This is a genomic window from Albimonas marina, assembly GCF_029223255.1.
Lineage (GTDB): Bacteria > Pseudomonadota > Alphaproteobacteria > Rhodobacterales > Rhodobacteraceae > Albimonas.
Map to the genome: position 1 here is coordinate 691258 of NZ_JARHUC010000002.1, position 24966 is coordinate 716223.

Here is a 24966-nt window from a genome sequence, read left to right on the forward strand (position 1 = left end):
CGATGGGACCCGGCGACCGCCTTGAGCTGATCGACGGCTCGGGCTTCATCTTCCGCGCCTACCACGCCCTGCCCGCGCTGACCCGCAAGTCCGACGGCCTGCCCGTCGGCGCGGTCGCGGGCTTCTGCAACATGCTGCAGAAGATCCTCGAGGAACGGGCCGCCAACAGCGCCGAGGCGCCGACCCATGCCGCGGTGATCTTCGACTATTCCGCGAAGACGTTCCGCAACGACATCTACCCCGAGTACAAGGCCCACCGCCCCGAGCCGCCCGAGGACCTGCGTCCCCAGTTCGCCCTGATCCGCGACGCCACCCGCGCCTTCAACCTGCCCTGCATCGAGATGGAGGGCTACGAGGCCGACGACCTGATCGCCACCTACGCCCGCCAGGCCGAAGCGGCGGGGGCGAAGGTCTCGATCGTCAGCTCCGACAAGGACCTGATGCAGCTGGTCACCGACGCCGTCTCGATCGTGAAGCCCGGCCTGAAGGGCGGCGCGGACGAGATCATCGGCGCGGACGGCGTGCGCGAGAAGTTCGGCGTGGGGCCCGAGCGGGTGGTGGACGTGCAGGCGCTGGCCGGCGACTCGGTCGACAACGTGCCCGGCGCGCCGGGCATCGGGCTGAAGACCGCCGCGCTCCTGATCAACGAATACGGCGACCTCGACACGCTGCTGGCCCGCGCCGAGGAGATCAAGCAACCCAAGCGCCGCCAGACCCTGATCGACAACGCCGACCAGGTCCGCGTCAGCCGCGAGCTGGTGACGCTCTGCGCCGAGGTCCCGGTCGAAGTCGGCCTCGACGACTTCGCCCTGCGCGACCCCGACCCCGAGACCCTGCTGGGCTTCCTGCGCCTGATGGAGTTCCGCACCCTGACCGCCCGCGTGGCCGAGCGGCTGGGCGTCACCGACCTGCCCGCCGCCGCCGCGCCCGAGGGCGCGAGCGAGGAGGCGAAGGGCGCCGTGGCCTCGACCGAGGCGGCCGGCGACTGGCGCGACCCCGCCCTGACCGCCCCCATCGACCCCGCCGCCTACGAGATCGTGCGCGACGCCGAGGCGCTGCGCGCCTGGGTCGCGAAGGCGCAGGACCGCGGCGCGCTCGCCATCGACACCGAGACGACCTCGCTGGACGAGATGGTCGCCGAGCTCGTCGGCGTCTCGCTCTGCGTCGAGCCGGGCGCGGCCTGCTACGTGCCGCTGGCCCACATGACCGGCGACGGCGACCTGCTGGGCGCGGCCGAGACGGCTCCCGGCCAGATGGACCGCGAGGAGGCGCTGGAGATCCTGCGCCCGCTGCTCGCGGACCCGGCGGTGCTGAAGATCGGGCAGAACCTGAAATACGACCTCAAGGTGCTGGCGCGACACGGGGTTCCGGTATCGCCCATCGACGACACCATGCTGATCTCCTACGCGCTGGACGCGGGCCTCCACGGGCACGGCATGGACACGCTGTCGGACAAGCACCTCGACCATCGCCCGATCCCGATCAAGGACCTGCTGGGGACCGGCAAGTCGGCGATCACCTTCGACCGCGTCGAGATCGACAAGGCCGCCCCCTACGCGGCCGAGGACGCCGACGTCACCCTGCGCCTGCACCGGATCCTGAAGCCCCGCCTCGCGCGCGAGGGCCTGACCTCGGTCTACGAGGTGATGGAGCGCCCGCTGGTCCCGGTGCTGGCCGAGATGGAGATGGCCGGCATCAAGGTCGACCGCCAGCACCTCTCGCGCCTCTCGGGCCGCTTCGCCCAGCGCATGGCGGGCCTCGAGGCCGAGATCCACGAGCTGGCGGGGGAGAAATTCAACGTCGGCTCGCCCAAGCAGCTCGGCGAGATCCTGTTCGAGAAGATGGACCTGCCCGGCGGCAAGAAGGGCAAGAACGGCGCCTGGGGCACCGGCGCCGACGTGCTCGAGACGCTGGCCGCCGAACAGGGCTCGGAGCTGGCCTCGCGGGTGCTGGACTGGCGGCAGGTCTCCAAACTGAAGAGCACCTACACCGACGCGCTGCAGGAGCATATCAACCTCGAGACGGGCCGCGTGCACACCTCTTTCAGCCTGGCCGCCACCTCGACCGGCCGCCTCGCCTCGACCGACCCCAACCTGCAGAACATCCCCGTGCGCACCGAGATGGGCCGCGAGATCCGCCAGGCCTTCATCGCCGAGCCGGGGAACGTCATCCTCTCGCTCGACTATTCCCAGATCGAGCTGCGCATCCTCGCCCATATCGCCGGGATCGACGCGCTGAAGCAGGCGTTCAAGGACGGCCAGGACATCCACGCGATGACCGCGTCCGAGGTCTTCGGCGTGCCGATGGCGGAGATGACGCCCGAGATCCGCCGCCAGGCCAAGGCGATCAACTTCGGCGTGATCTACGGCATCTCGGCCTTCGGCCTGTCGAACAATCTCCGCATCCCGCGCGAGGACGCGAAGGCCTTCATCGACGCCTATTTCGAGAAGTTCCCCGGCATCAAGGCCTACATGGACGCCACGGTGGCCGGGGCGAAGGAGACCGGCTACGTCTCCACCCTCTTCGGCCGGCGCATCCACACGCCCGAGATCGGCGCCAAGGGACCTCGCGCCGGCTTCGCCCAGCGCGCCGCGATCAACGCGCCCATCCAGGGCTCGGCGGCGGATGTGATCCGGCGCGCGATGATCCGCATCCCGGCCGTGCTGGCCGAGCACAAGCTGTCCGCGAAGATGCTCCTGCAGGTCCACGACGAGCTGCTCTTCGAGGCGCCCGAGGCCGAGGCCGAGGCGACCATCGAGGCGGTCCGCAAGGCGATGGAGACCGCCGCCCTCCCCGCCGTCGAGCTCGCCACCCCCCTGGTGGTCGACGCCGGCCAGGGCGCGAGCTGGGCCGAGGCGCACTAGCGCCTCGACCCCCGATCCGCCCTCCCCCTCCGCCGCCCGGCCCGTCCCGAGCGCCCCGGCGCCCCGCCCCCGGACCTCGCGGAGCGCCTGTTTCCCGGAGCCGTCCGTCGCTGATGCCGTGAAGAGCGACTCGCCCGCCGGGGTCCAGGATCGCGAAGCGACCCCGCCTCTTGGCGGGGCTTGTCCTTGACCCCGGCGGGCGAGTCGCTCAGGCATCTTCGGCGACGGACGGCTGCGGGAAGCAGGCGCGGCCCTGTTTCCGGGTGAGCTCCCGAAGCGACCTTCCGCGCGCAGCGCCCCCCGAGCGAGCCCCGCCTCGCGAGGTTCCCGCCTGACGCGATCGTGCGCCCCCGCCCCATGGCCCCGCACGGCCGGCCCCCTACCTCCCCTGCATGACCGCCCCGATCTCCCGCCGCGCGATCCTCGCCGCCCTCGCCACGCTGCCCGCGCTCGCCGCGCCCGCCCGCCTGCGCGCCCGCACGCTGGCCGAGGCCGACCTCGCCCCCGCGCTCGAGGCCGCCGCCGCCCTCGACCAGCTCCACACGCTCGCCGTGGCGCATCGGGGCGAGACGGCGCTGGCCCGCGCCTTCCGCGGGCCGTCGCCGTCGCAGGCGGTCAACGTGAAGTCGGTCTCCAAGACCGTGGTCGCCGCGCTCGCCGGCTGCGCCTTCGCCCGCGGCCTGCTCGCGGGGCCCGGGCAGACCCTGGGCGAAGCCGCGCCCGGGCTGATCCCCCCGCAGGCCGATCCGCGCGTCGCGCAGATCACGCTCGGCGACCTGCTGAGCCTGCGCGCCGGCCTCGCCCGCACCTCCGGCCCCGCCTACGGCGCCTTCGTCGAGAGCGGCAACTGGGTGAGCCATGTCCTGACCCGCCCGTGGGAGGCCGAACCCGGCGGGCGGATGCTCTATTCCACCGGCTCGACCCACGTGCTGGGCGCGGTGCTGGCCGAGGCCGCGGGCCGCGACCTGCATGCGCTGGCGCGGGAGTGGCTGGGCGGCCCGCTCGACATCGCCTTCCCGCCCTGGACCCGCGATCCCCAGGGCCGCTACCTGGGCGGCAACAACATGGCGATGTCGCCGCTGGAGATGCTGCGCTTCGGCGAGATGGCCCGGCGGGGCGGCGCGTGGGAGGGCACGCAGGTGCTGCCGCGGGACTGGATCGAGACCTCGTGGATCCCGCGCGGCCGCTCGCCCTTCTCGGGCGACGCCTACGGCTACGGCTGGTTCCTGCCCCGGCCGCGGGGCCACGCCGCCGCCTACGCCCGCGGCTACGGCGGCCAGGCGATCTACGTGGTCCCGGCCTTGGAGCTGACGGTGGCGATCACCTCGGACCCGACCCGTCCCGCCCGCAGCGAGGGCCATTTCGGCGCCCTCATGTCGCTGATCGAGGACCGGATCCTCCCCGCCGCCGAGCGCCTGGCCTGACGCCGGCCGGTCCGCGCCCGCGCCGCGGACGAGCCGCAGGCCACGGGCGCGCGCGTCGCGCGGCGCTCCCCTCGCGGGCGCTCGCTCGGGCCGATCCGAGGACGGGTCAGGGCTTGGCGAAATCCCGCGCGTTGGCGATCGAGGGCACCCGGCTCCGCGCCTCGGCGACCGCGGAGAGGTCGAGGTCGACCAGCGTCGCCCCCACCGCCTCGTCCGCGTCCGCCAGCACCTCGCCCCACGGCGCCACGGCGAGCGAGTGGCCGTAAGTCTTGCGCTGCCGCCCCTCGGTCACGGCGATCATCGGGTGGGTCCCGGTCGAGGCCGGGGCCAGCACGAAGCAGCCGGTCTCGATGGCCCGCGCGCGCATCAGCGGCTCCCAATGCGCCTTGCCGGTGGGCTGGGTGAAGGCCGAGGGAATGGTCAGGATCTCCGCCCCCGCCTCGGCCAGCGCGCGGTAGAGCACGGGGAAGCGCAGGTCGTAGCAGATGGTCATGCCGATCCGCCCCCAGGGCGTGTCGGCGACCACCGCCTGCTCGCCGGGACGATAGGCGGCGGATTCGCGGTAGCTCTCGCCCTCGCCCACCTCAACGTCGAACATGTGGATCTTGTCATAGCGCGCCACGATCCCGCCCGCGGCGTCGATCAGGAAGCTGCGGTTGACGAAGCGGCCCTTGGGGAACTCGGGCTCCGGCGGCGCCTTCAGCGCCAGCGAGCCGACCAGGATCCAGATCCCCAGCTCGGCCGCGAGCGCCCGGTAGCCCGCGAGGCTCTCGTCCTCGGCCTCCGGCTTCAGCACCTCCGCCTGCAGCTTGCGCGAGAAAGTCACCATGTTGGTGACCTCGGGCGTCAGCGCCAGCTCCGCCCCCTGCGCCGCCGCCTCGCGGATCAGGGCCGAGGTCGCCTCCAGGTTCCGCGCCGGAACGTCGGAGGCGCAGGTCTGGATCAGCGCGATGCGCAGGGTGGAGGGCGCCTCGGCCATGCCCGCGCTCAGGCCAGCATCGCGTCGAGCTTGCCGTCGCGCTCCAGCGCGTGCAGCTCGTCGCAGCCGCCCACGCCCTCGCCGTCGATGAAGATCTGCGGGACGGTGCGGCGGCCGGCGGCGCGCTGCATCATCTCCTCGCGCGCGCCGGGCACCGAGAACACGTCGTACTCGATGTAGGGCACGCTCTTGGCGTCCAGCAGGCGCTTGGCGCGCACGCAGAAGCCGCAGATGGGGCTGGTGTAGATCTCGACCTGTTTCATTCCGAACCTTCGCTCTCCGAGGGCGAGAATATGGGTCCGTCGGCCTCGGGCGCAACCCGGGCGAGGCACAGGGCGTCGACGCGGGCCGCGCCGGATGCGCGCAGCGCCGCCGCGCAGGCCGAGAGCGTGGCGCCCGAAGCGTAGACGTCGTCGACCAGCAGCACCGCCTTTCCCTCGATCCGCGCGCGCCGCCGCTGGGGGACCGCGAAGGCCCCGGCCTGGTTGGCCGCCCGCGCCTCCCGGCTCAGGCCCCGCTGCATGGGGGTGGCGCGGGTGCGCGCCAGCAGGTCCCCGCAATAGGGCAGCCCGGTGCGCAGCGAGATCCGCCGCGCCAGCTCCGCCGACTGGTTGAAGCGCCGCACGAGCAGCCGGCGCCAGTGCAGCGGCACGGGGGCGATCACGTCGGCGCGGTCGATCAGCTCGCGCCCCGCCCGGATCATCCAGGTGGCGGCGGGGCGGGCCACGTCCACCCGGTCGCCATGCTTGAGCGCCAGGGTCAGGTCCCGCCCCACCCCTTCGTAGAGCACCGCGGCCCGCGCCCGCGCGAACGCCAGCCGGCGGCCGAGGCAATGGTCGCAGAAGGGCGCGTCCTCGGCCCCCGAGATCGGGGAGCCGCAGCGGTCGCACAGCGGATGGGCGATGAAGATCGCCTCGCGCCAGCAGGCGGGACAGAGCGCGTGGGCCTCCTGCACCTCGGCCCGGCACCAGGTGCATTGCGGGGGATAGAGCAGGTCCGCGGCGTCGGCCAGCAGCGGGCGGAGGGCGCCCTTCAGCCCCGACCACCCCACCCCCGCCGCGCGCCGCAGGCGGGAGGGCGGCGCGGGCTCGGCGCGGGCGCGGCCGTCCGCACGCGCGGCCGGGCGCCCCCCGCGCTCGGAGGCGTCGAGCGCGCTGCGCGCGGGGTCTGCGGAGGGGGCGGACGTGAGGAGACGGGCCATCGGCGATGCGGCCTCCTTCCCCTGTCGTCCCGCAGTCAATATATCCCGCCGCAGGCGCGGCGCCAGCCCGCACGCGCCCCTGCCCCGCAGGCCGGCTGCGGACAGGCCGCCCCGATCCGACCGACCCCGACCGCCGCCCCCAGATCGCCGAGGACCGCGCAAGCGCATGAGCCAGCCCCCCGTCCTGACCGCGACCGCCTCCGCCGCCCAGCCGCCCGCGCTGTTCGATCGGGCCCTGTGGCTCGCGCGGCGGGCGCGCCGCGCCCTGCCCCGCCCCGAGGCCCGCTTCCTGCACGAGGCGGCGATCGACGGCGTGCTCGACCGGCTCGACATGATCGCCGACCGCGATTTCGCGAAGGCCGCGCTGATCTGGCCGGGCGCGCCGGAATGGGCGTCGGCGCTCTCCGGCCACCCCCGCGTCGGCGCGCTGGAGGTGGTTCCCCCCGCGGCGGAGGAGGTGCTGCCGCTGGCGCCCGGCGCCTTCGACCTCGCGGTGCTGGGGCTGACGCTGCACTGGGCGAACGATCCGGTGGGGGTGCTGATCCAGATGCGCCGGGCGCTGAAGCCCGACGGCCTGCTGATCGCCTGCGGCTTCGGGGGCGCCACGCTGGCCGAGCTGCGCGAGGCGCTGGCCGAGGCCGAGGTGGAGGCGACCGGCGGCCTCTCGCCCCGGATCTCGCCGATGGGCGAGATCCGCGCCATGGGCGCGCTGCTGCAGCGCGCGGGCCTGGCGATGCCCGTGGCCGACGCCGACCGGATCGAGACGAGCTATCCCGACAGCCTCGCCCTGATGCGCGAGCTGCGGGCGATGGGCGAGGCGAACGCCCTGCACGATCGCAACCGCGCGCCCCTGCGCCGCGAGGTGCTGGCGCGGGCCTGCGCGATCCATGCCGAGCGCCACCCGGCCGAGGGCGGGCGCGTCGCCGCGGCCTTCGAGATCGTGACCCTGACCGGCTGGGCCCCCGGCCCCGACCAACCGCAAGCCAAGCGCCCCGGCTCCGCCGTCGCGCGCCTGGCCGACGCGCTCGGCACGACCGAGCGCCCCGCCGGCGACAAGCCCGGCCGCTGAGCCCGCCCCCGCCCCCTCCGGGCGCCCCCGGCGCGACGCCCGCGGGCCTCGCGGAGCGCCTGTTCTTCGGAGCCGTCCGTCGCTGATGCCGATCAGAGCGAGTCGGCGGGAGGGGTCAGGGATCGCGAAGCGACCCCGCGCAAGCGGGGCTTGTCCTTGACCCCTCCCGCCGCCTCGCTCAGGCATCTTCAGCGACGGACGGATCCGAAGGACAGGCGCGGCCCCTGTTCTTTGGTGAGCTCCCGAAGCGACCTTCCGGGCGCGCAAGCGCCCCCGCGCAGCGGCCAGCCGACGAGCCCCGCCTCGGAGGCCCCCCCTCGCCATCCGCGCCACGGCCCCTTTCGTCGCCTTGACTTGGCCCTATGTCACGGCGACAACCACCCCGCGCTGCCCGAGGCCGCCCCCCGGCGGCCGCGGACGGGCGGCGCCATTCGAACGGACATCGACGGCATGACGGGCAGGACGAAGCGCATGGCGAAGGCGCAGAAGAAGGACGGCCTCTGGGAACTGGTGAAGACCGTCGTCTACGCGCTGCTGATCGCGGGCGTGTTCCGGTCGCTGCTGTTCCAACCGTTCTGGATCCCCTCGGGCTCGATGAAGTCGACGCTGCTGATCGGCGATTTCCTGTTCGTGTCCAAGTACGCCTACGGCTACTCCGCCCATTCCTTCCCCTTCGGCCTCGCCCCCTTCTCGGGCCGCGTCTTCGCCTCCCAGCCCGAGCGGGGCGACGTGATCGTGTTCAAGCATCCCCGCTCGACCGAGGATTACGTGAAGCGCCTGATCGGCCTGCCGGGCGACACGATCCAGGTGAAGGAAGGCATCCTCTACATCAACGGCGAGGCCGCCCCCCAGCGCCCCGACGGCGAGTTCCTCGAGCCGGTGATCCGCGGCCACTCCCTGCAGTGCAAGTCTTACCCCCGCATCGACGGGGAGATGATGTGCCTCAAGGAGCGCTTCATCGAGACGCTGCCGGGCGGGCGGGAGCACATCGTGCTCAACGCCGACGACAACACCTCGCCGCTGACCGACAACACCCGCGAGTTCAAGGTCCCCGAAGGCCACTACTTCTTCATGGGCGACAACCGCGACAACTCCAACGACAGCCGCCAGTCGGTGGGCATGGTGCCCTTCGAGAACCTGGTGGGCCGCGCCGACCTGATCGCGCTCAGCTTCGGCGGCGAATTCTGGGAGGTGTGGAACTGGCGCGCCGACCGTTTCTTCGTCTCGATCCACTGATCGAGGGGCGGACCGTGACCCGGACCGCCGAGGCGGCCCGGTGAGCCGCCGCGACCTCTCGCGCCATGCCGCCGAGCTCTCGGCCGCGCTGGGGGTGACGGTGCACGCCTCGGTGACGCTCGAGGAGGCGCTGACCCACCCCTCCGCCTCCTCCTCCGCGCGGCCCGACAACCAGCGGCTGGAGTTCCTGGGCGACCGGGTGCTGGGGCTGGTGATCTCCCAGGCCGTGTTCGAGGCCTTCCCCGACGCGCCCGAGGGGCAACTCGCCCCCCGCTTCAACGCCCTGGTGCGCAAGGAGACCTGCGCCGAGGTGGCCGAGACCCTGAACCTGGGCGCCATGCTGCGCCTCGGCCGCTCGGAGACGCTGGCCGGCGGCCGGCGTCGCCCCGCGGTGCTGGGCGACGCGATGGAGGCGGTGATCGCGGCCATTTATCTCGACAACGGCATGGACGACGCCCGCGCCGCCATCCTGACCGCCTGGGGCGACCGCATCCGCCGGGCCGAGCGCACCCGCGCCGACGCCAAGACCGCGGTGCAGGAGTGGGCCCAGGCCCGCGGCCTCGCCCCCCCGACCTACGTGGAACGCGGCCGCTCGGGCCCGGACCACGCGCCCCTGTTCACCATCGCGGCCCGCATGGCCGACGGCGTCGAGGCCGAAGGCGCCGCCGCCTCGAAGCGCGCCGCCCAGCAGGAGGCCGCCAAGGCCCTGCTGGCCATTCTGGAAACCCGCACATGATCCCCGATCCCGAGACGCCCGAGGCCGAAGAGCCCGACCCCGCGGCCGCCGCCGAAACCGACGCCGAGGCCGAGCGGGCCGAGGACGCCCCCGCCGGCCCCGACCGCTGCGGCTTCGTCGCCCTGATCGGCGAGCCCAACGCCGGCAAGTCGACGCTGCTCAACCGCATGGTCGGCGCCAAGGTCTCGATCGTCACCCACAAGGTGCAGACCACGCGCGCGCGCATCCGCGGCGTGGCGCTGGAGGGCGCGAGCCAGATCGTCTTCATCGACACGCCCGGCCTGTTCCGCCCCCGCCGCCGGCTCGACCGCGCCATGGTCGCCGCCGCCTGGACCGGCGCCGACGACGCCGACGTGATCTGCCTGCTGGTCGAGGCGCATCGCGGGATCACCGAGGGGGTGGAGGAGATCCTCAAGACCCTCGACGACCGCGCCCCCAAGGCCCCCGTGGCGCTGCTGATCAACAAGATCGACCGGGTGAAGCCCGAGGCGCTGCTGACGCTCGCCAAGGCGCTGAACGAGCGTCGCGACTTCGCGCGCACCTTCATGATCTCGGCCGAGAACGGCAAGGGCTGCGCCGACCTCAAGCGCTGGCTCGCCGAGCAGGTCCCGGTGGGTCCCTGGCACTACCCCGAGGACCAGATCGCCGACCTGCCCATGCGCGTCATCGCGGCCGAGTTCACCCGCGAGAAGCTGACCCAGCGCCTCCACCAGGAGCTTCCCTACCAGCTCACCGTCGAGACCGAGAGCTGGGAGGACCGCAAGGACGGCTCCACCGTGATCCGCCAGATCATCTATGTCGCGCGCGAAGGCCACCGCGGCATCGTGCTGGGCAAGAAGGGCGAGACGATCAAGGGCGTGGGCTCGGCCGCGCGCGCCGACATGCGCGCCTTCCTCGGCCATGACGTGCATCTCTTCCTCGAGGTGAAGGTGCGCCCCGACTGGGAGAACGAGCGCGAGCGCTACGACCAGATGGGCCTCGACTTCGACGGCCGGAAGGGGCGCTGAGCGCCATGGAAGCCCGCCTCGCCTCCGGCTTCTGGGTGCAGGCCTACCGCCATCGGCTCGAGATGGCGATGATCCCCTGCTACATCACCCACCGCGGCGACGCGACCGCGGGGGCGGTGCTGGTGAAGGTGGCGACCCTCGACGGGCTGGCCACGGTCTACGAGCGGCGGATGACCCTCGAGGGACGCGCCTGGATGGTGCTGGCCGAGGGGCCGGAGGCCGAGGTCGACGCCGCCATCGCGCGCCAGCGCGGCTACGATCCCGACCTGTGGGTGATCGAGCTGGAAGACGCCCAGGGCCGCACCCTGCTCGACGAACCCGGCCTGGAATAGGCCGCCGCCGGAGGCCCCGCCATGCGCCCGCTCCGCCCCGAGCTTCTGGCCGCCCTGCTCGCCGTCCCCGCCGCCGCGGCGGCGGATTGCGCGGGCGAGACCTTCCTCTCCTGCGCGATCGACGCCGAGCGGCGCCTCGAGGTCTGCATCGACGCGGACGCCGAGCGCTTCCGCTACGCCTTCGGCCCCGCCGACGCGCCGGAGCTGACCCTGGAGGAACCCTTCTCCGCCGGCACGGTCACGCCCTGGAACGGCGTCGGACGCGCGATCTGGGAGAGCGTGGCCTTCCGCAACGGCGCCTATGTCTACGAGGCCTGGCACGCCCTCGACCGCCTGACCGAGGACCCGGCCCTCGAAGGCGGCGTCGACGTGCTGAAAGGGGAGACGCTCGTCGCCTCGCTGACCTGCCGCCCCGGACCCGACGCGACCCTCGCCCCGATCTTCGCGCTGGAAGACGCGATGCACGCGGCCGGCTACTGCCGCGACCGCGAGGCGAACGCCTGGCGTCGGGAAGGCTGCGGGCGGCCGTAGCGCGCGCCCGAAGGGGCGCGCGGGGCGCGACGGCGCCGGGGGGCGGCGGGGGATCCCGGCGTCAGCCGGGGGCGGGCGGGCCGACGGCGCCCGCAGGGCGCCGAGGTCCGACACGCCCCCGCACGCCCGCCGCTTACTGGGCGACCGAGGCCAGGTAGGCCGCCACGTCCTCGCCGCCCTTGCGCAGCTTGAACGACATCGAGGACTTGGCCGACGTGTCGTCGAGGTAGGCCTGCAGGAAGGCGCGCGGGTCGGCCACGTAGGCCGCCAGCTCCTCCTCGGTCCAGGTCAGGCCCTTCTCGCCCGCCGCCACCAGGTCGGCCCCGTAGCGGAACCCGTCCACCGAGCCCGCCTTGCGCCCGATCACGCCGTAGAGGTTCGGACCGGTCTTGCCGCCCTTCTGGATCACCTCGTCGCCGTTCGAGACCTCGTGGCAGGCCTTGCAGCGGGCGAAGAGCTTCTCCCCCGCCGCGGCGTCGCCGGCCAGCGCCGGCAGGGCCGTCCCCGCGCCCATCATCCCGAAGACCGTCCCGATGGCTGCGAGCTTCGCAATCCGTTTCATGCCTTGGCTCCCTGGCTGTGCTGCGACGGCGATCCTCGCCGCGCCTCCCGTGGCGCCGCCCGCCGCACGCGGATCGACGCCCCCGGCGCGGCCCCCCGCGCCGGGCGTTCTCGTCTGTCGCGAACGTCTACGGACGCCGCCCCGTCATGGATCTTCCGCAGCCTGCGCCACGCCGCCGCCCCCCTGAGGGCGAGGCGGCGGCCGGCCTCAGGCGGCCGCCCGGGCCAGCGCGCAGCGGCTCCACAGCGCGTGCAGCGCCTGGGCCAGCTTCTCGATCTCCGTCTCCGTGTGCAGGGGCGAGGGCGTGAAGCGCAGCCGCTCCGTCCCCTTGGGCACCGTCGGGTAGTTGATCGGCTGGACGTAGATCCCGTAGTCCTCCAGGAGGATGTCCGAGATCATCTTGCACTTCACCGGGTCCTTCACCATGACCGGCACAATGTGCGACGGGTTGGGCATGTGCGGTATGCCCAATTGGTCCAATCTCGCGCGCAGGTGCGCGACGTTCTTGCGCTGCGCCAGCCGCTCGGCGTCCGAGGCCTTCAGATGCCGGATCGAGGCGCAGGCCCCCGCCGCCACCGCCGGCGGCAGCGCCGTGGTGAAGATGAAGCCCGAGGCGAAGCTGCGCACCCAGTCGCACATCGCCTCCGAGCCCGCGATGTAGCCGCCCATCACCCCGAAGGCCTTGCCCAGCGTGCCCTCGATGATCGTGATCCGATCCATCAGGCCCTCGCGCTCGGCGACGCCCCCGCCGCGTGGACCGTAGAGGCCCACCGCGTGGACCTCGTCGAGATAGGTCATCGCGCCGTACTGGTCGGCGACGTCGCAGATCTCCTTGATGGGGGCGATGTCGCCGTCCATCGAATAGACGCTCTCGAAGGCCACGACCTTGGGGCGGCCCGGCTCGATCTCGGCGAGCTTGCGGGCCAGGTCCTCGACGTCGTTGTGCTTCCAGATCTTCCGCTCGGCCTTGGAATGCCGCATCCCCTCGATCATCGAGGCGTGGTTGAGCGCGTCCGAGACGATCACGCAGCCCGGAAGCCGCGCGCCCAGCGTGCCCAGCGTCGCCCAGTTCGAGACGTAGCCCGAGGTGAAGATCAGCGCCGCGTCCTTGCCGTGCAGGTCGGCGAGCTCGCGCTCCAGCTCGACGTGATGCACGTTGGTGCCCGAGATGTTGCGGGTGCCGCCGGCGCCGGCGCCGCAGGTCTCGATCGCCTCGACCATGGCCGCGCGCACCGTGGGGTGCTGGCCCATGCCCAGATAGTCGTTCGAGCACCAGACCGTCACCTGGTGGCGGTCGTCGTTCACGCCCTCGCCCTCGCGCCGGCGCGTGGCGCGCGGAAAGTCGCCCACGTGCCGCTCGAGGTTCGCGAAGACGCGATAGTTGCCCTCCGCGCGAAGGTCGTCGAGCTGGGCGCGGAAAAAGCCCTCGTAATCCATCCGCCGGTCCTCCGTTGCGCGAGACGGTTCCTGGCGGGGGCCGCGTGACGGGGCCGCTCGCCCGACCTGAAGCGCGCGCGTACGTTCAGCGATCCTCATCGGGGCGACCCGTTTGCCACAAGCCGGGGCCGCGCGTCTCCCTCAAAAGGCGCGGCATTTGGATGCTGCAAGGTGAATGCGTTCACGTTGCGGCAGGCCCGGCGGCGCAGGAGCTGCGGCTGCGGCGCCGCGGCCGGGCGGATCGTTCCAGAGCAAAACCGGTCGCGAGAGGCCGATTTTCGCGTCTGAACGGGCGATAAACGGCGCTCGCGGGCCGAAAATCCCCCCGTCGCCGCTCCCTCGCCCTCATCCCGCCGTGTTCCACCTGCATATCTACACACGAAAGTTGCTTGATGCGTCGACCCGTCTCTGTTCATGTGGTCGCCTTTCGAGTAACCGTTTTGAACGCCTGCTCGCCGGCCCTCCGGTGCAGGCAGATGCAGTGAGTGACGATGACGACCGCTCTCGACAGCCGACCCGCGGACGACGCGGCCGCGAGCCTCGACGGCATGGAGGCTCAGGCCGAAGAAGCGACCGCGTTCCTGAAGGCGCTCGCCCATGAAGGGCGGCTGCGCATTCTTTGCGCCCTGATCGAGGGCGAGAAGTCCGTCACCGAGCTCGAACGTCTGCTCTCCGCCCGGCAGTCGGCCGTGTCCCAGCAGCTCGCGCGGCTGCGTCTCGAGGGGCTGGTCGACAACCGGCGCGAAGGCAAGATCATCTTCTACCGGATCGCCGACGACCGCGCCGCCCGCCTGCTGCAGGTGCTGCACGACATCTTCTGCGACGAAGACCAGGCTTCCCCGGCAAGCGCTTCCAAGATCTGAGGGCGTCGCCGGCCCGGCCGGCGCGCGCTTTCCCCGACCGCCGCCGCGCGCGACGGTCTTCGCCGGCGCGGGCCCGCGCCCTGCGCCCGTCCGCGCCCGCGTTCGCCGCGGCGCGGGGCGGATCGCCGATGCCGCGCGCCCCCGCACGGGCGGCGCGCACCCTTTCGTCGCCGCCCCCGCACGGGCGGCGCGCGAGACTTCATCGCCGCCGCATGGGCGGCGCAACCCGTCGTCGTCGTCGTCGCCCCCGCGGCGGCGTCGTCCCGCCCCGCCGCGCGCCCGTCCGCGCCGCCTGATCCGAGCCGCGCCCGATGTTCCGCATAGGACAGACCCTCGCCTCCGGCCCGTTCTTCGCGCTCGCCTTCGTGGTGCTGTGCGCGTGGACGCTGGCGGCCACCTCCGAATACGCGGCGCCGGTGGCGCTGTCGCTGCTGGCCTGGTTCCTGATCAACGGCCTGACCTCGGCGATGATGCGCAACCGCTTCCTGGGGCGCGCCTCGCGCGGGGTGGTGCGGGTGATCGCCGTGACGCTGCTGTTCGGCGCGCTGCTGATCGCGGTGCAGGGCGTGGTGCTGTCGCTGTCGAGCCTGACCGAGGACCTGACCCTCTACGGCAACCCGCTGTTCCTGCGCGCCTGGTACTGGCTGAACGGCCAGGGCCTGAGCGACCACCTGACCAAGGAGGCGCTGTTCGAGCGCTTCGCGGGCGAGGGCGGGCTGACGGCGATGCTGGACATGGCGCGCTCGGCGGTGTCGGACGCCTCGCTGATCTTCCTCTACACCGTGTTCCTGCTGACCGACGACCGCTTCTTCCAGCGCAAGCTGCGCAACCTGGTGAACGACCAGACCAACCTCGCGCGCCTGCAGGGGATCCTGGACGAGATCGGGCACGAGACCGGGCGCTACCTGTGGCTGATGACGCTGGTCAGCGCGGGCGTGGGCGTGCTGACCTGGGCGACCTGCTGGGCGCTGGAGATCAAGGGCGCGGCGCTGTGGGGCTTCGTGGCCTTCGCGCTGAACTACATTCCCACCATCGGCTCGCTGCTGGGGGTGGCGGTGCCGGCGGCCTTCGGCATCCTGACCACGGGCGATCCGGGGACGGTGATGCTGCTGTGCCTCGCGCTGGGCGTGATCCAGTTCATCGCCGGCAACGTGGTGGTGCCGCGGATGATGGGTGACCAGCTGAACCTGTCGACCTTCGTGATCCTGATCTCGCTGGTCGCCTGGGGGGCGATCTGGGGCGCGACGGGCATGTTCCTGGCCGTGCCGATCATGGTCGTGATGGTGATGATCTTCGCCAAGTTCGAGACCACGCGCCCCATCGCGATCCTGCTGTCGAAAACCGGCGAGGTGCCCCGCCCCGAGTGGATGGCCCCCGACCGCGAGCTGCACGTGGACCCCGAGACCGGCGAGGTCACCCGGCGCGAGGTGGTGATCCCCGCCTCCGTCGCGGTGACCGCCGCCGCCGCCCCGCGCGCCGTCACGGACGCCGGCCCCTCGCTGCACCGCGCGGGCGCCGAGCACGCGCCCGCCCCCTCCGCCGCGGGTCCCGCGCCGCAGGAGCCCGCGGGCGGGACCGACGACGACGCGGACGCGGGCGAGAGCCCGCCCGCGCCCCGCTCCGAAACCGGCTGAGGCGACGGCCGCGCAGGCCCGCGGCCTGCGGGCGGCGAGGTCGGATGAACGCCTCGCATCGCGCGCGCGGTCGCGGCCTTCGGCCGTTCGCCCCCCCGACGGAGCGCCTGCGCGCAGCCGCTTCAGGCGGCGCCGCGCGACGCCTTCAGCGGAAGCTCGGCCCGTGCGCCCAGAGCGTCAGCGACCAGCGGCGGCCGCGGGTGACGGGGGCGACGCGGTGCAGGGCGAAGGCGGGGAAGGCGATCGCGTCGCCCCGCGCGCGCCCGGCCGTGCGGGGGCGGCCGTCGCCGTTGATCTCCAGCTCGCCCCCCTCGTAGTCGTCGGGCTCGGAGAGCTGCACCACCACCGTCAGCTTGCGCCGCCGGGCCAGCGGCCCGTCGCCCACGTCGGAGTGCCAGTCGAAGCCCCCCTGCTCGGACCCGTCGTAGAGGGCGACCTGGGCGCGCTCCTCGAAGGCCTCGATCTCGAAGTCGAAGGCGGCGCGGTTGGCCTCGGCGAAGGCGCGGGCGAGACGGGCGGAGATCCACTCCGTGTCCGGCGCGTCGTCGATCCAGGCGATGCGGGCGCGGCGGATCTCGGACTGGCGGCGGCCGCCGACCAGACGAGCCTCGGCCAGCGAGGCGGCTTCGGCGAGCTCGATGATCCGCGCGCAGTCCTCGGGCGAGAACAGCGCGGGAAGCGGGTGGGGATGCAGCATGAAGATGGGACCGTCCGGGCGCCGGGACGCGGCGCGTCCGCGGTCCATGGGCGTTCCGGGGGCCGCCGTCTCGCCCGTTCGCGACAGGCGGCGGGTCGGGAACAGCGCATGACGAGGCGGGGCGCGGCGCCTCAGCCCGCCAGCATCAGGGCGAAGACCGGCCGCCCTCGCCCGTCGCAGGCCGCCCCCAGCCCGTGGCGCGCGGCCTCGGGCGCGAGGAGGTTGCGGCGGTGGGCGGGGCTCTCGACCCACAGCGCCAGCAGCGCGGCGGCGTCGGGGAGATCGCCCGCGGCCAGGTTCTCGGCCGCGAAGCGCCAGGCGACGCCGGCGGCGGTCAGCCGGTCGCCCACGCCCCGCCCCTCGGCGTCCCGGTGAGAGAGGCGCTCCATGGCGGCGAGCCGCCCGGCCCAGTCCTGCGCCGCCGCCTCGATCCGGGGGGCGCGGGGGACGGGGGCGAGGTCCTCGCCGCCGCGGAGGCGGTCGAGGGCGACGGCGAAGTCCGTCCGCAGGGCCTCGGCCGCGGCGGGCGTCGGGGGGCAGTCGAGGGCGGCGGCGGGCGCGGCCGGGAGCGCCAGCGCCAGCGCGGCGGCGAGCGCCGCGGCCCTCACGACAGGCCGCGCAGGATCAGGGCGGCGCCGGCCAGCGTCAGCACCGCCAGCACGCCGGTGCGGAACAGCCGCTCGGGCAGGCGCCGGCGCAGGGCCGCGCCGGCGCGCACGCCGGTGACCGACAGAACGATGCCGCAGAGCGAGATCGCCGCCGTCTCGACCGTCATGATCCCCAGCCGGGTCAGCGCCGCGCCCATGGCGAGGGTCGAGAGGGTGAAGGAGAGGTTGAGCGTGTGCAGGAACACGCCCCGCTCCATCTCCAGCGACATCAGGAACGGGGTGATCGGCAGCACCTGGCTGCCGGTCAGGCCGTTGATGACGCCGGTGACGAGACCGACGCCCGGGGCGAGCGGCCGCTCGAGCCGCGGGCGCAGGCGCCAGTGGGGGGTGGCGAAGGCGAAGGCGCACCAGGCGACCAGCGCGCCGCCCAGCGCCGCGCCGGCCACGTCGCCGTCGACCCGCCCCAGCAGCGCCGCGCCGGCGAGCACGCCCAGCGGGGCCGTCGCCAGCATCGGCCAGAAGCGCCGGATCGCGGGCGCCACCGGCCCCGCCCCCAGCATCACCGTGACGTTGGAGGCGAGCGAGGGCGCGAGCACCAGCGGCAGGCTCGCCTTCAGCCCCAGCGACAGCGCCAGGATCGGCAGGCAGGAGGTGGAATAGCCCAAGCCCGTGGCGCCCTTCACGAAGCCGGCGAAGAGCATCGCGAAGGCGATCACCGCCAGTTCGCCCGTGGTGTAGGAAAGCGTCATCCGGCCCCCTCGGCCCCTCGCCGCGCAGCGTCGATCCCGCGCGCCGCCCTGCCCCGGCCGTCATGCGCGCCCTCCGCCGGGCTGTCCAGCCCCGCCGCCGCCGCGGGGCGCGCGAGACCGGGGGAGAGGCGGAAGCCCCTGCGCCCTGCGCCCTGCCCCCGCCCCGGCCTCCCTCCCGCGACGGGGACCGCAGCCCGCAGGCTCTCCGGCGCGCGGGCGGCGCCGACGGCGGGATGGCGCAGGATCGGAGCCGCGGCCGCGGCGCACGCCCGGCGCCCGCGGCCCGCGCCCGGCGCCCGGGGCCGACCCGGGCCCGCCCGGAGCGCCCCTGCGACGCCCGCCACCCGCGCCGACGCCGGGGGACGGGCGCGCAGCCGCCCGGGTCTCCGCCCCGGCGGAGACCGCCGGCCGCCTGCGGCCGGGGGCGGGCCCCGGCCCGCGCGGGCGGCGGGGTCGGCGGCCGGCGCGACGCCCGGCGCGGCCTCAGCCCGCGACGCGGACCAGGTGGTTGTCCCAGGCCAGCCCCGGGGTCTCGCGGCGGCGCAGCTCGCGCCCGTCCTCGCCGATCCAGCGCAGCCAGCCCATCCCGTCCGAGAGCAGCAGCCCCGCCCCCGCCGGCGCCGCGCCGCAGACGTCGGGCTGGTCGATCTCGGCCACGAAGGCGCCGGTGTCGGCGTCGAAGAGATGCGCGACCCCGCCCCGCGGCGAGGTCGCCGCGACCAGCCGCCCGTCGCCCGAGAAGGCGACCGAGCCGCCGTAGCCCTTCAGCCGCGCCTGCGCCTCGGCCGGCGCCTCGAGCAGCCGCAGCGCAGGCTCTCCGCGCCGGTGCAGCGCCAGCACGGCGGGGGCGCGGGCGGCCTCGCCCTCCCACTGCATGGCGGCCGCGATCGTGCCGTCGGCGCGCATCGCGATATGGCGCAGCGAGGCCTGGCGCTCGGGCGGCTCCAGCGCCTCCAGCACCTCGCCGCGGGGGCACAGATAGGCGAGGTTGGGGCGCATCGAGGCGAGGTTGAGCTTCTGCCGCTCCATCGCCGGATGGGTGAAGATGCCGCCGTTGGCCACCGCCAGCACGCCGTCCGCCATCTCGATCACGTCGTGGGGGCCGAGGCCGCCCGAGGGCATCTCCCCGATCCGCCGCCAGTCGCGCACGTCCCAGACGCCCAGGATCCCCCGCTCGCGCTCGTAGTCGTTCTCGGGGGTGTAGAGCAGATGGCCGTCGGCGGAGATGCAGCCGTGGCCCATGAAATGCACGCCGTCGGGCGTCTCCAGCCGGGCGATCTCGCGCCCGTCGAGGCAGTCGACCACCACGCCGAAGGTGCCCGGGCGGCGGGCGAAGCCGACGGCGAGGGGGGCGGTGGGGTGCACGGCGGCGGCGTGGCCGCGGTCGGGGAGCGGCAGGCGGAAGACCTCGCCCCCCTCCGCGTCCAGTCCCACCAGCACGAAGTCGCCCGAGGGCAGCCGCGCGGCGCCGAGGTGGCAGGGCGCGCCGGCCGCGTCCCAGCCCGGGGCCTGCGTCTGCGTGAGGATGCTTCCGTCCATCTCCGCCTCCCTCAGTCGCCGTCCAGCGCGTTGAAGCCGGGCGAGATGCCGATGGCGGGCCCGGCCAGATGCTCGAACCGCTCGCGCGCCGTGTCGATGGCGCTCTGCACCGACTCGACGGCGAAGCGGGTGTTGGGGTCGGTCACCGCCCGGTCGAGCGGGGCGGGCGCGCGGCGCGCCACCTCCAGCGCCCGGTCCCAGGCGGCGCGCTGCTCGCGCTGGGCCTCCTTGGCGAGCGCCGGGGCGAAGCAGTCCGCGAGCTTCGTCAGCGCCTGGAGCGACAGCTCCACGTTGCGCAGGCTGCGGCCCGAGCGCCAGGCCTCGGCCTTCGTCGGCCAGGGGCGGTCGTAGCTGCCGAGCGGCTCGCCCAGGCGCTTCTCGGCGGTCATCCGCGCGCCGCCCATCAGGGCGGTGTAGAGAGCGCGGGGCGGCTCCTCGACCGAGCGGTAGATCGCGCCGTCCCCGGTCGCGGCCTTGCGCATGTCGGGGGCGTGGCTCTCCTCCCAGTCGCGGCGCAGCTCCTGCGCGGTGCGGGCGAGATCGGCGGTCACGGCGGCGAGCAGGCGGCAGGGGTAGCCCTTCACGCTGACGTCCGGGGCGTCGGCGTCGAACAGCAGACGCTCGGCGGCCATCAGCCCGCGGCCAGCGACCGAGACCTCGCGGAAGGCGTCCGCGTCGTCGACGGCCGGATCCTCCTGCGCCAGCAGCCCGTCGACCGAGCGGCGCACGAAGCCGCGGGGGTCGGGCCAGAACTCGATGGCCAGCGCCCGCCCCTCCGCCTCGGCCGGGCCGAAGCGCAGGTGGGAGACGCCCATCCACTCGTCGAAGGCGCGATGGAAGGCGGCGCGGAGCACCTTGCGCTCGGCGCAGCCCGCGGCGGCTTCGGCGAGCGCCTGGGCGGCGGTCGCGAAGCCGCGGTGGCCGGGGATCACCTGGCCGGAGAGGGCGGCGTCGGTGATCTTTGCCAGCACCTCGGTCGAGGTGGCGGCGGAGGTCTTCGAGGAGGCGATGAAGGGCGCGGCGACCATCGCCGCCCCCAGCGCCATGAAGCCCCGACGGCCCGGCCCGCGCAGGCGGCGCGGCGCGTCGCCGGGGGCCTCTGTGGGGGCCTCTGTGGGGGCGGCGGCCTGCGGGGTCTCGGCGCTCCCGGCGCCTTGGGGGCGGTCGCGGCGGGGGTCGTCGGACATCACAGGGACTCCAGGAAACGGATCAGGGCGGCGCGGTCCGCGGGGGGCATCTCGACCACGCGGTCGCGGGCGGGCTGCGCCTCGCCCCCGTGCCACAGCACGGCCTCCAGCAGGTCGCGCGCGCGCCCGTCGTGGAGGAACTCGGTATGGCCGCTGACGGTCTGCGTCAGGCCCACGCCCCACAGCGGCGGGGTGCGCCATTCGGCGCCGTCGGCGCGCGCCTCGGGGCGGTGGTCGGCGAGGCCCTCGCCCATGTCGTGCAACAGCAGGTCGGTGTAGGGCCAGATCAGCTGGAACGACTGCTCGGGCCGGTCCTCGAGCCGCTGGGTGACGAACTTGGGCGTGTGGCAGGCGGCGCAGCCGGCCTCGTGGAACACCCGCTTGCCGGCCAGCACCTGGGGGTCGTCCCAGTCGCGGCGGACGGGCACGGCGAGGTTGCGGGCGTAGAAGGTCACCAGGCGCATCGCCTCGGCGTCCGCCTCCAGCCCGTCTCGCTCGGGGTCGCCGCCATGGGGGGCGTCGCGGCACTCGGTCTGGGCGGGCGTGCATTCGCCCCAGCCGTCGGGGTGAAGCGGGGTGGAGATGCCGATGTCGCCGGCGAAGGCGGCGGCCGACTGCTCCTCGACCGTGGGCTTGCCGGCCTTCAGGCCGAAGCGGCCCAGCAGCGGGCGCTGGTGGCGGTCGGACCAGACCACGTTCGCCCGGCCCGAGATCCCGTCGCCGTCCGCGTCCTCGGGGTCGGCGTTGGCCAGGATGTCCTCGGCCGAGATCGCCTCGAGCAGGCCCAGCCCGATCATCTGCGGCGCGATGCGGGGCGAGAGCATCGCCCCCTCGGCCAGCGGGCCGTGGCCCAGGTCCTCGGCGGTCCAGGTCGGGCGGCGCAGCTCGGCCGTCTCGCCGCCGGAGAGGGCGACGGTCTCGTAGCTCCAGTCCACGCCCAGCCGGTACTCGGGCGTCATGCCGGGGAGGGCGAAGTCCTGCAGCTGCTCGCCGTAGGTCGGGTCGGGGAGGGTCGCGATGTAGCCCTCGATGGCGCGCAGCCCCGCGGGCAGATCCTCGGGCGCGGCGGGGACCGAGACGCGCAGGAAGATCGTGTTGGCCACGCCCTCGGCGTCCGTGCCCTCGGGCGCGGGGATGTGGCCGCGGCCGTCCTTGAGGTGGCAGCGCTGGCAGGAGCGGGAGTTGTAGTAGGGCCCCAGCCCGTCGGAGGCCTTGGTCGAGGAGGGCGAGGAGACCCAGAGCTTGCGGAACAGCCCGTTGCCCAGCTTGAAGTCCAGCTCCCGCGCGAAGGGCATGTTGGCGGAGGACTGGGAGAAGGCGTCCCGGTTCACGTGCTTGCGGGAGGTGGCGGCGCCGGCGGGCATCGCCTCGAACGGCTCGGCGGCGGAGAAGTCCGTGGGGGGCGCGGTCACGGCGCGGACCTTGGCGGCCTCCTCCGCGGTGCGGGGGATCACGGGGAGGGCGGGGTCCTGCAGCTCCGCCGCGCTCAGCCCCGCGGCCCCGGGCGGGGGCCCCGCCTGCGCCGCGCCCGGCAGGGCGGCGACGAGCGCCAGCGCCAGCAGGGGGATGCAGCGGGAGGAACGGTCGAGGGCGGCGGGGGGGGTGAAGGTCATGTCGACTCGGCTCCGGCGACTTCCCGAGCGGTATGGTCGGAATTGAACGGGGGCCGCAAGGCGTCGGCCGGTCACAGCCGCGCGCTTGGGCACGGCGGGGGGCGCGGGGGGGGGGGCGGTCGCGCGCGCGCAGGCGTGGCCGGGGGATCGCAGCCAAGCGCGCAGGCGCGGCCGGAGGGCCACAGGCCGGGGGCGGGCATGGCCGCAGGGGGGACGGGGCGCGCCTTTGCGGCTAGGTTGACCCTGCCCCTTTCGCCCGACGCCGCCGCCGGTGCCCATGACGACGCCCCCTGCCCGACCTCGCCCGCCCCGCGCCGCGCGGCGCCTGCTCGCCCTGCTGACGCTGCTCGCGGCCCAGGCGCTGCCCGCGGCGCCGGCGCTGGCCGAGGACGCCGCCGACGGCCTGCCGCGCACCGCCGTGCGGCTGCCCGACGGGGGCGTGCTGCGTCTCTACGGGCAGATCAACCGGGGGCTTCTGTATTACGACGACGGCCGCTCGCAGCGCGGTTATGCGCTGATCGACAACGCCAATTCGCCCTCGCGCATCGGGCTGAACTACCTGCGCGCCGGCGAGCGCACGACTTGGGAGGGGGTCTTCGAGGCGGGCTATTCGCCCTATTCGTCCGACCGCGCCTCGCAGAGCGAACCGCGGCCCTCGCGCGACGATTTCGAGCTGAGCCGCAACAACATCCGCAAGCTGGAGCTCGCCGTCTCCCGCCCCGTGCTGGGCAAGCTGAGCCTGGGCCAGGGCTCGATGGCGAGCGACGGGATCACCGAGATCGACTTCTCCGAGACCTCGGTTGCGGCCTATTCCAGCATCGGCGCCTCGGCCGCGGGGCAGTTCCTGCGGCTCTCGCCCGCCGGCGGCGGGGGCCTGAGCGGGATCCGCGTGACCGACGCCTTCGCAAGCTTCGACGGCGCCCGGCGGGCGCGGCTGCGATACGACACGCCGCCGATCGCGAAGGCGATCACGGCCTCGGTCTCCTACGGGCACAACCTGCTGAGCGACTCGGCGGCGGAGCGGGAGAAGGCGCTGCTCGACCTCGCCCTGCGGTTCGAGCGCAAGCAGGGCCATTACTGGCTGAGCGCGGGGGGCGGCTACCACGGGCAGGTCGGCGGCACGCAGATCCTGGCGGGGTCGGGCTCGGTCCTGCACGTGCCGACGGGGCTGAACCTGACGCTCGCGGCGGGGGCGGAGGACGACACCAGCTCCCGCATCCTCTACGCCAAGCTGGGGGTGCGGCGCCCGAAGCTGGCGCCTTGGGGGGAGACGGCCTTCTCGGTCGACCTCTACGCGGCGCGGGATCCGGTGCTCGACCTGGCGGCGGGGATCGCCTCGTCGTCCAGCCGCTCGGTCGGGCTGGCGGTGGTGCAGAAGATCGACGCCGCGCGGGTCGAGCTGTGGGGGACCTGGCGGGCCTTCCGCTACGCCGACAGTTCGGCCGACTACGAGGACGGCCACGCCCTCTTCGCCGGGGCGCGCTGGCGGTTCTGAGGGGCGCGGGCGCGCAGGGCGCCCACGCCGGAGGGCGCCGCGATCAGATCTCGCCGCCGAACTCGGTGGTCAGCAGCAGGCCGATGGTGTGGGAGGTCTCTCCCCCCTCGCGGCCCAGCCGGTAGGCGGCGGAGACGGAGGCCGCCTCGCTCAGCGCATAGTCGACGCTGACCGTGCCGAGGTGGTCGACAGGCGCGCGGTCGACGTCGCGCAGCGCGTAGGTCAGGGACACGCCCCAGTCGCCCCGGACCAGGCCGCCGCCCACGGTCAGGTAGCGCGCGTCGTCCACGCCGCCGCCGGCGTTGGAGAAGAACGCGCCCTCGCCCGTCAGCACGCCGGTGATCTCATCTGTCAGCGGCGCCTCATGCAGGACGCCGGCGACGAAGCCCCACTCGTCGTTCGGATCGCCCCGCCCGGCCGCCAGCCGGCGCAGGCCCAGCGACCAGGAGGTTCCCTCGCCCGCGCCGCCGGTCAGGGCGACCGCGAAGCTCTCCAGGCTCTCGGTGTTGCCGGCGCCGCCGTCGGACAGGCGCGTGCGGCCGCGGTTCGTGATCAGGCTCTCGGACAGGACGGTGGTGTCGGCGAAGAACAGCGAGCCGGTCAGCACCGCCTCCCCGCCCGGGAAGCCCGCCAGCGGCACGGAGGCGCCGAAGCCGATCTGCTCGGCGACCTCGTAGTCCTCGGCGAAGTCGGTTCCGTAGATGCCGGGCGCGAGGTCCCAGGCGAAGCCGAAGTCGGGATGGATCTTGCCGCCCCGGAAGCTGGCGCCGAGCGCGTCGACCTCCACGAACAGCTCGTCGAGATACAGGCCCTCGTCCCCGAAGAAGCGGTCGTTCGTGGGGTCGAGCACCGGCTCGAAGGTGACGTGGCCGGCGAGGCGCGCCCAGTCGGTCAGGTGCAGGACCGCGCCGCCTTCGAGCGTGGTGTAGACGTCGGTCAGCTCGGCCGCGTCGTCGGTCGAGGCGACGGTGGCGTCCATCTGCAGCTCGCCCAGCGCTTCCCACTCCAGGCGGGGGGCGACCTGGGCGGCGGCGGGGGCGGCGGCGAGCGTGGCGGCCAGGGCGGCGGCGCCGGACAGGACGGCGCCGCGCGCCCGCGACTGGGTCGGGATCATTCTCGGACTCCTCGAAGGACCGCCCGCGGGGAGGACGCGGGCGAGAAAAAAAAGGCCGCCCCGCGGATGCGGAACGACCTGGCTGGCCG

General features: G+C 74.2%; 23 protein-coding genes. 11 read left to right on the forward strand and 12 right to left on the reverse strand.

Features of this window, described 5'->3' with window-relative positions; translation table 11 throughout:
* Positions 1 to 2 precede the first annotated feature (2 nt).
* Complete coding sequence (gene polA / locus P2H44_RS06930; protein WP_275762741.1) at positions 3 to 2864, forward strand: DNA polymerase I; 2862 nt, start codon at positions 3 to 5, stop codon at positions 2862 to 2864.
* 392 nt (positions 2865 to 3256) lie between these two features.
* Positions 3257 to 4288, forward strand: a complete 1032-nt coding sequence (locus tag P2H44_RS06935; RefSeq protein WP_275762742.1) for a serine hydrolase domain-containing protein — start codon at positions 3257 to 3259, stop codon at positions 4286 to 4288.
* A gap of 106 nt (positions 4289 to 4394) precedes the next feature.
* On the opposite strand, the gene P2H44_RS06940 is transcribed toward P2H44_RS06935, so the two are convergent.
* From P2H44_RS06940 to P2H44_RS06950, 3 genes are read right to left on the reverse strand one after another with little or no spacing between them, the layout of a single operon-like run.
* Positions 4395 to 5246, reverse strand: a complete 852-nt coding sequence (locus P2H44_RS06940) for a carbon-nitrogen hydrolase family protein (RefSeq protein ID WP_275762890.1) — start codon at positions 5244 to 5246, stop codon at positions 4395 to 4397.
* Between the two features lie 29 nt (positions 5247 to 5275).
* A complete protein-coding gene (grxC, locus tag P2H44_RS06945) occupies positions 5276 to 5530 on the reverse strand; it encodes a glutaredoxin 3 (protein ID WP_275762743.1) in 255 nt (84 codons plus the stop codon).
* Positions 5527 to 6468 carry a ComF family protein gene (locus P2H44_RS06950; RefSeq protein WP_275762744.1) on the reverse strand — a complete coding sequence of 314 codons (942 nt, stop codon included), beginning with the start codon at positions 6466 to 6468 and terminating at the stop codon, positions 5527 to 5529. Before P2H44_RS06950 ends, grxC begins: the two co-directional genes overlap by 4 nt.
* A 166-nt stretch (positions 6469 to 6634) precedes the next feature.
* Here P2H44_RS06950 and P2H44_RS06955 point away from each other — a divergent pair, with 166 nt between their 5' ends.
* The 6 genes from P2H44_RS06955 (at position 6635) to P2H44_RS06980 (ending at position 11379) form a co-directional block, all read left to right on the forward strand.
* Positions 6635 to 7537, forward strand: a complete 903-nt coding sequence (locus P2H44_RS06955; protein ID WP_275762745.1) for a methyltransferase domain-containing protein — start codon at positions 6635 to 6637, stop codon at positions 7535 to 7537.
* 450 nt (positions 7538 to 7987) lie between these two features.
* Positions 7988 to 8773 carry a signal peptidase I gene (gene lepB / locus P2H44_RS06960; RefSeq protein WP_275762746.1) on the forward strand — a complete coding sequence of 262 codons (786 nt, stop codon included), beginning with the start codon at positions 7988 to 7990 and terminating at the stop codon, positions 8771 to 8773.
* Positions 8774 to 8813: 40 nt separating this feature from the next.
* A complete protein-coding gene (rnc, locus tag P2H44_RS06965) occupies positions 8814 to 9509 on the forward strand; it encodes a ribonuclease III (protein ID WP_462976263.1) in 696 nt (231 codons plus the stop codon).
* Complete coding sequence (era, locus tag P2H44_RS06970) at positions 9506 to 10516, forward strand: GTPase Era (RefSeq protein ID WP_275762747.1); 1011 nt, start codon at positions 9506 to 9508, stop codon at positions 10514 to 10516. Before rnc ends, era begins: the two co-directional genes overlap by 4 nt.
* 5 nt (positions 10517 to 10521) lie before the next feature.
* The gene (locus P2H44_RS06975) at positions 10522 to 10848 is read left to right on the forward strand and encodes a DUF1491 family protein (RefSeq protein ID WP_275762748.1); all 327 of its coding nucleotides are present in this window, start codon (positions 10522 to 10524) and stop codon (positions 10846 to 10848) included.
* Between the two features lie 21 nt (positions 10849 to 10869).
* Positions 10870 to 11379, forward strand: coding sequence for a hypothetical protein (locus tag P2H44_RS06980; protein WP_275762749.1), 510 nt, complete (start codon positions 10870 to 10872; stop codon positions 11377 to 11379).
* Positions 11380 to 11512: 133 nt separating this feature from the next.
* Here P2H44_RS06980 and P2H44_RS06985 read toward each other — a convergent pair whose 3' ends face one another.
* Positions 11513 to 11941, reverse strand: a complete 429-nt coding sequence (locus tag P2H44_RS06985) for a c-type cytochrome (protein WP_462976264.1) — start codon at positions 11939 to 11941, stop codon at positions 11513 to 11515.
* Positions 11942 to 12148: 207 nt separating this feature from the next.
* Positions 12149 to 13378 (reverse strand): 5-aminolevulinate synthase, encoded by a 1230-nt coding sequence (hemA, locus tag P2H44_RS06990; protein ID WP_275762750.1) that lies wholly within the window; start codon positions 13376 to 13378, stop codon positions 12149 to 12151.
* Positions 13379 to 13869: 491 nt separating this feature from the next.
* Between hemA and P2H44_RS06995 the strand changes: the two genes are divergently transcribed.
* Positions 13870 to 14241, forward strand: a complete 372-nt coding sequence (locus P2H44_RS06995; RefSeq protein ID WP_462976268.1) for a metalloregulator ArsR/SmtB family transcription factor — start codon at positions 13870 to 13872, stop codon at positions 14239 to 14241.
* A gap of 311 nt (positions 14242 to 14552) precedes the next feature.
* Positions 14553 to 15875 carry an AI-2E family transporter gene (locus P2H44_RS07000; protein ID WP_275762751.1) on the forward strand — a complete coding sequence of 441 codons (1323 nt, stop codon included), beginning with the start codon at positions 14553 to 14555 and terminating at the stop codon, positions 15873 to 15875.
* A gap of 145 nt (positions 15876 to 16020) precedes the next feature.
* On the opposite strand, the gene P2H44_RS07005 is transcribed toward P2H44_RS07000, so the two are convergent.
* The 6 genes from P2H44_RS07005 to P2H44_RS07030 form a co-directional block, all read right to left on the reverse strand.
* Positions 16021 to 16572 (reverse strand): 2OG-Fe(II) oxygenase, encoded by a 552-nt coding sequence (locus P2H44_RS07005; protein WP_275762752.1) that lies wholly within the window; start codon positions 16570 to 16572, stop codon positions 16021 to 16023.
* A 131-nt stretch (positions 16573 to 16703) separates the two neighbouring features.
* Positions 16704 to 17180 (reverse strand): CAP domain-containing protein, encoded by a 477-nt coding sequence (locus tag P2H44_RS07010; protein ID WP_275762753.1) that lies wholly within the window; start codon positions 17178 to 17180, stop codon positions 16704 to 16706.
* Positions 17177 to 17929: a sulfite exporter TauE/SafE family protein gene (locus tag P2H44_RS07015; protein WP_275762754.1), complete on the reverse strand. Its 753-nt coding sequence runs from the start codon at positions 17927 to 17929 to the stop codon at positions 17177 to 17179. The genes P2H44_RS07010 and P2H44_RS07015 overlap by 4 nt, the downstream gene beginning before the upstream one ends.
* Positions 17930 to 18412: 483 nt before the next feature.
* Complete coding sequence (locus P2H44_RS07020) at positions 18413 to 19468, reverse strand: DUF1513 domain-containing protein (RefSeq protein WP_275762755.1); 1056 nt, start codon at positions 19466 to 19468, stop codon at positions 18413 to 18415.
* Positions 19469 to 19479: 11 nt separating this feature from the next.
* Positions 19480 to 20655 carry an imelysin family protein gene (locus tag P2H44_RS07025; protein WP_275762756.1) on the reverse strand — a complete coding sequence of 392 codons (1176 nt, stop codon included), beginning with the start codon at positions 20653 to 20655 and terminating at the stop codon, positions 19480 to 19482.
* Positions 20655 to 22268: a di-heme oxidoreductase family protein gene (locus tag P2H44_RS07030; protein WP_275762757.1), complete on the reverse strand. Its 1614-nt coding sequence runs from the start codon at positions 22266 to 22268 to the stop codon at positions 20655 to 20657. Before P2H44_RS07030 ends, P2H44_RS07025 begins: the two co-directional genes overlap by 1 nt.
* A 277-nt stretch (positions 22269 to 22545) precedes the next feature.
* On the opposite strand from P2H44_RS07030, the gene P2H44_RS07035 reads away from it, so the two are divergent.
* Entirely contained in the window at positions 22546 to 23763 is a 1218-nt protein-coding gene (locus tag P2H44_RS07035) for a porin (protein ID WP_275762758.1), read from the forward strand.
* 43 nt (positions 23764 to 23806) lie between these two features.
* On the opposite strand, the gene P2H44_RS07040 is transcribed toward P2H44_RS07035, so the two are convergent.
* Positions 23807 to 24877: a hypothetical protein gene (locus tag P2H44_RS07040; protein ID WP_275762759.1), complete on the reverse strand. Its 1071-nt coding sequence runs from the start codon at positions 24875 to 24877 to the stop codon at positions 23807 to 23809.
* Positions 24878 to 24966 lie beyond the last annotated feature (89 nt).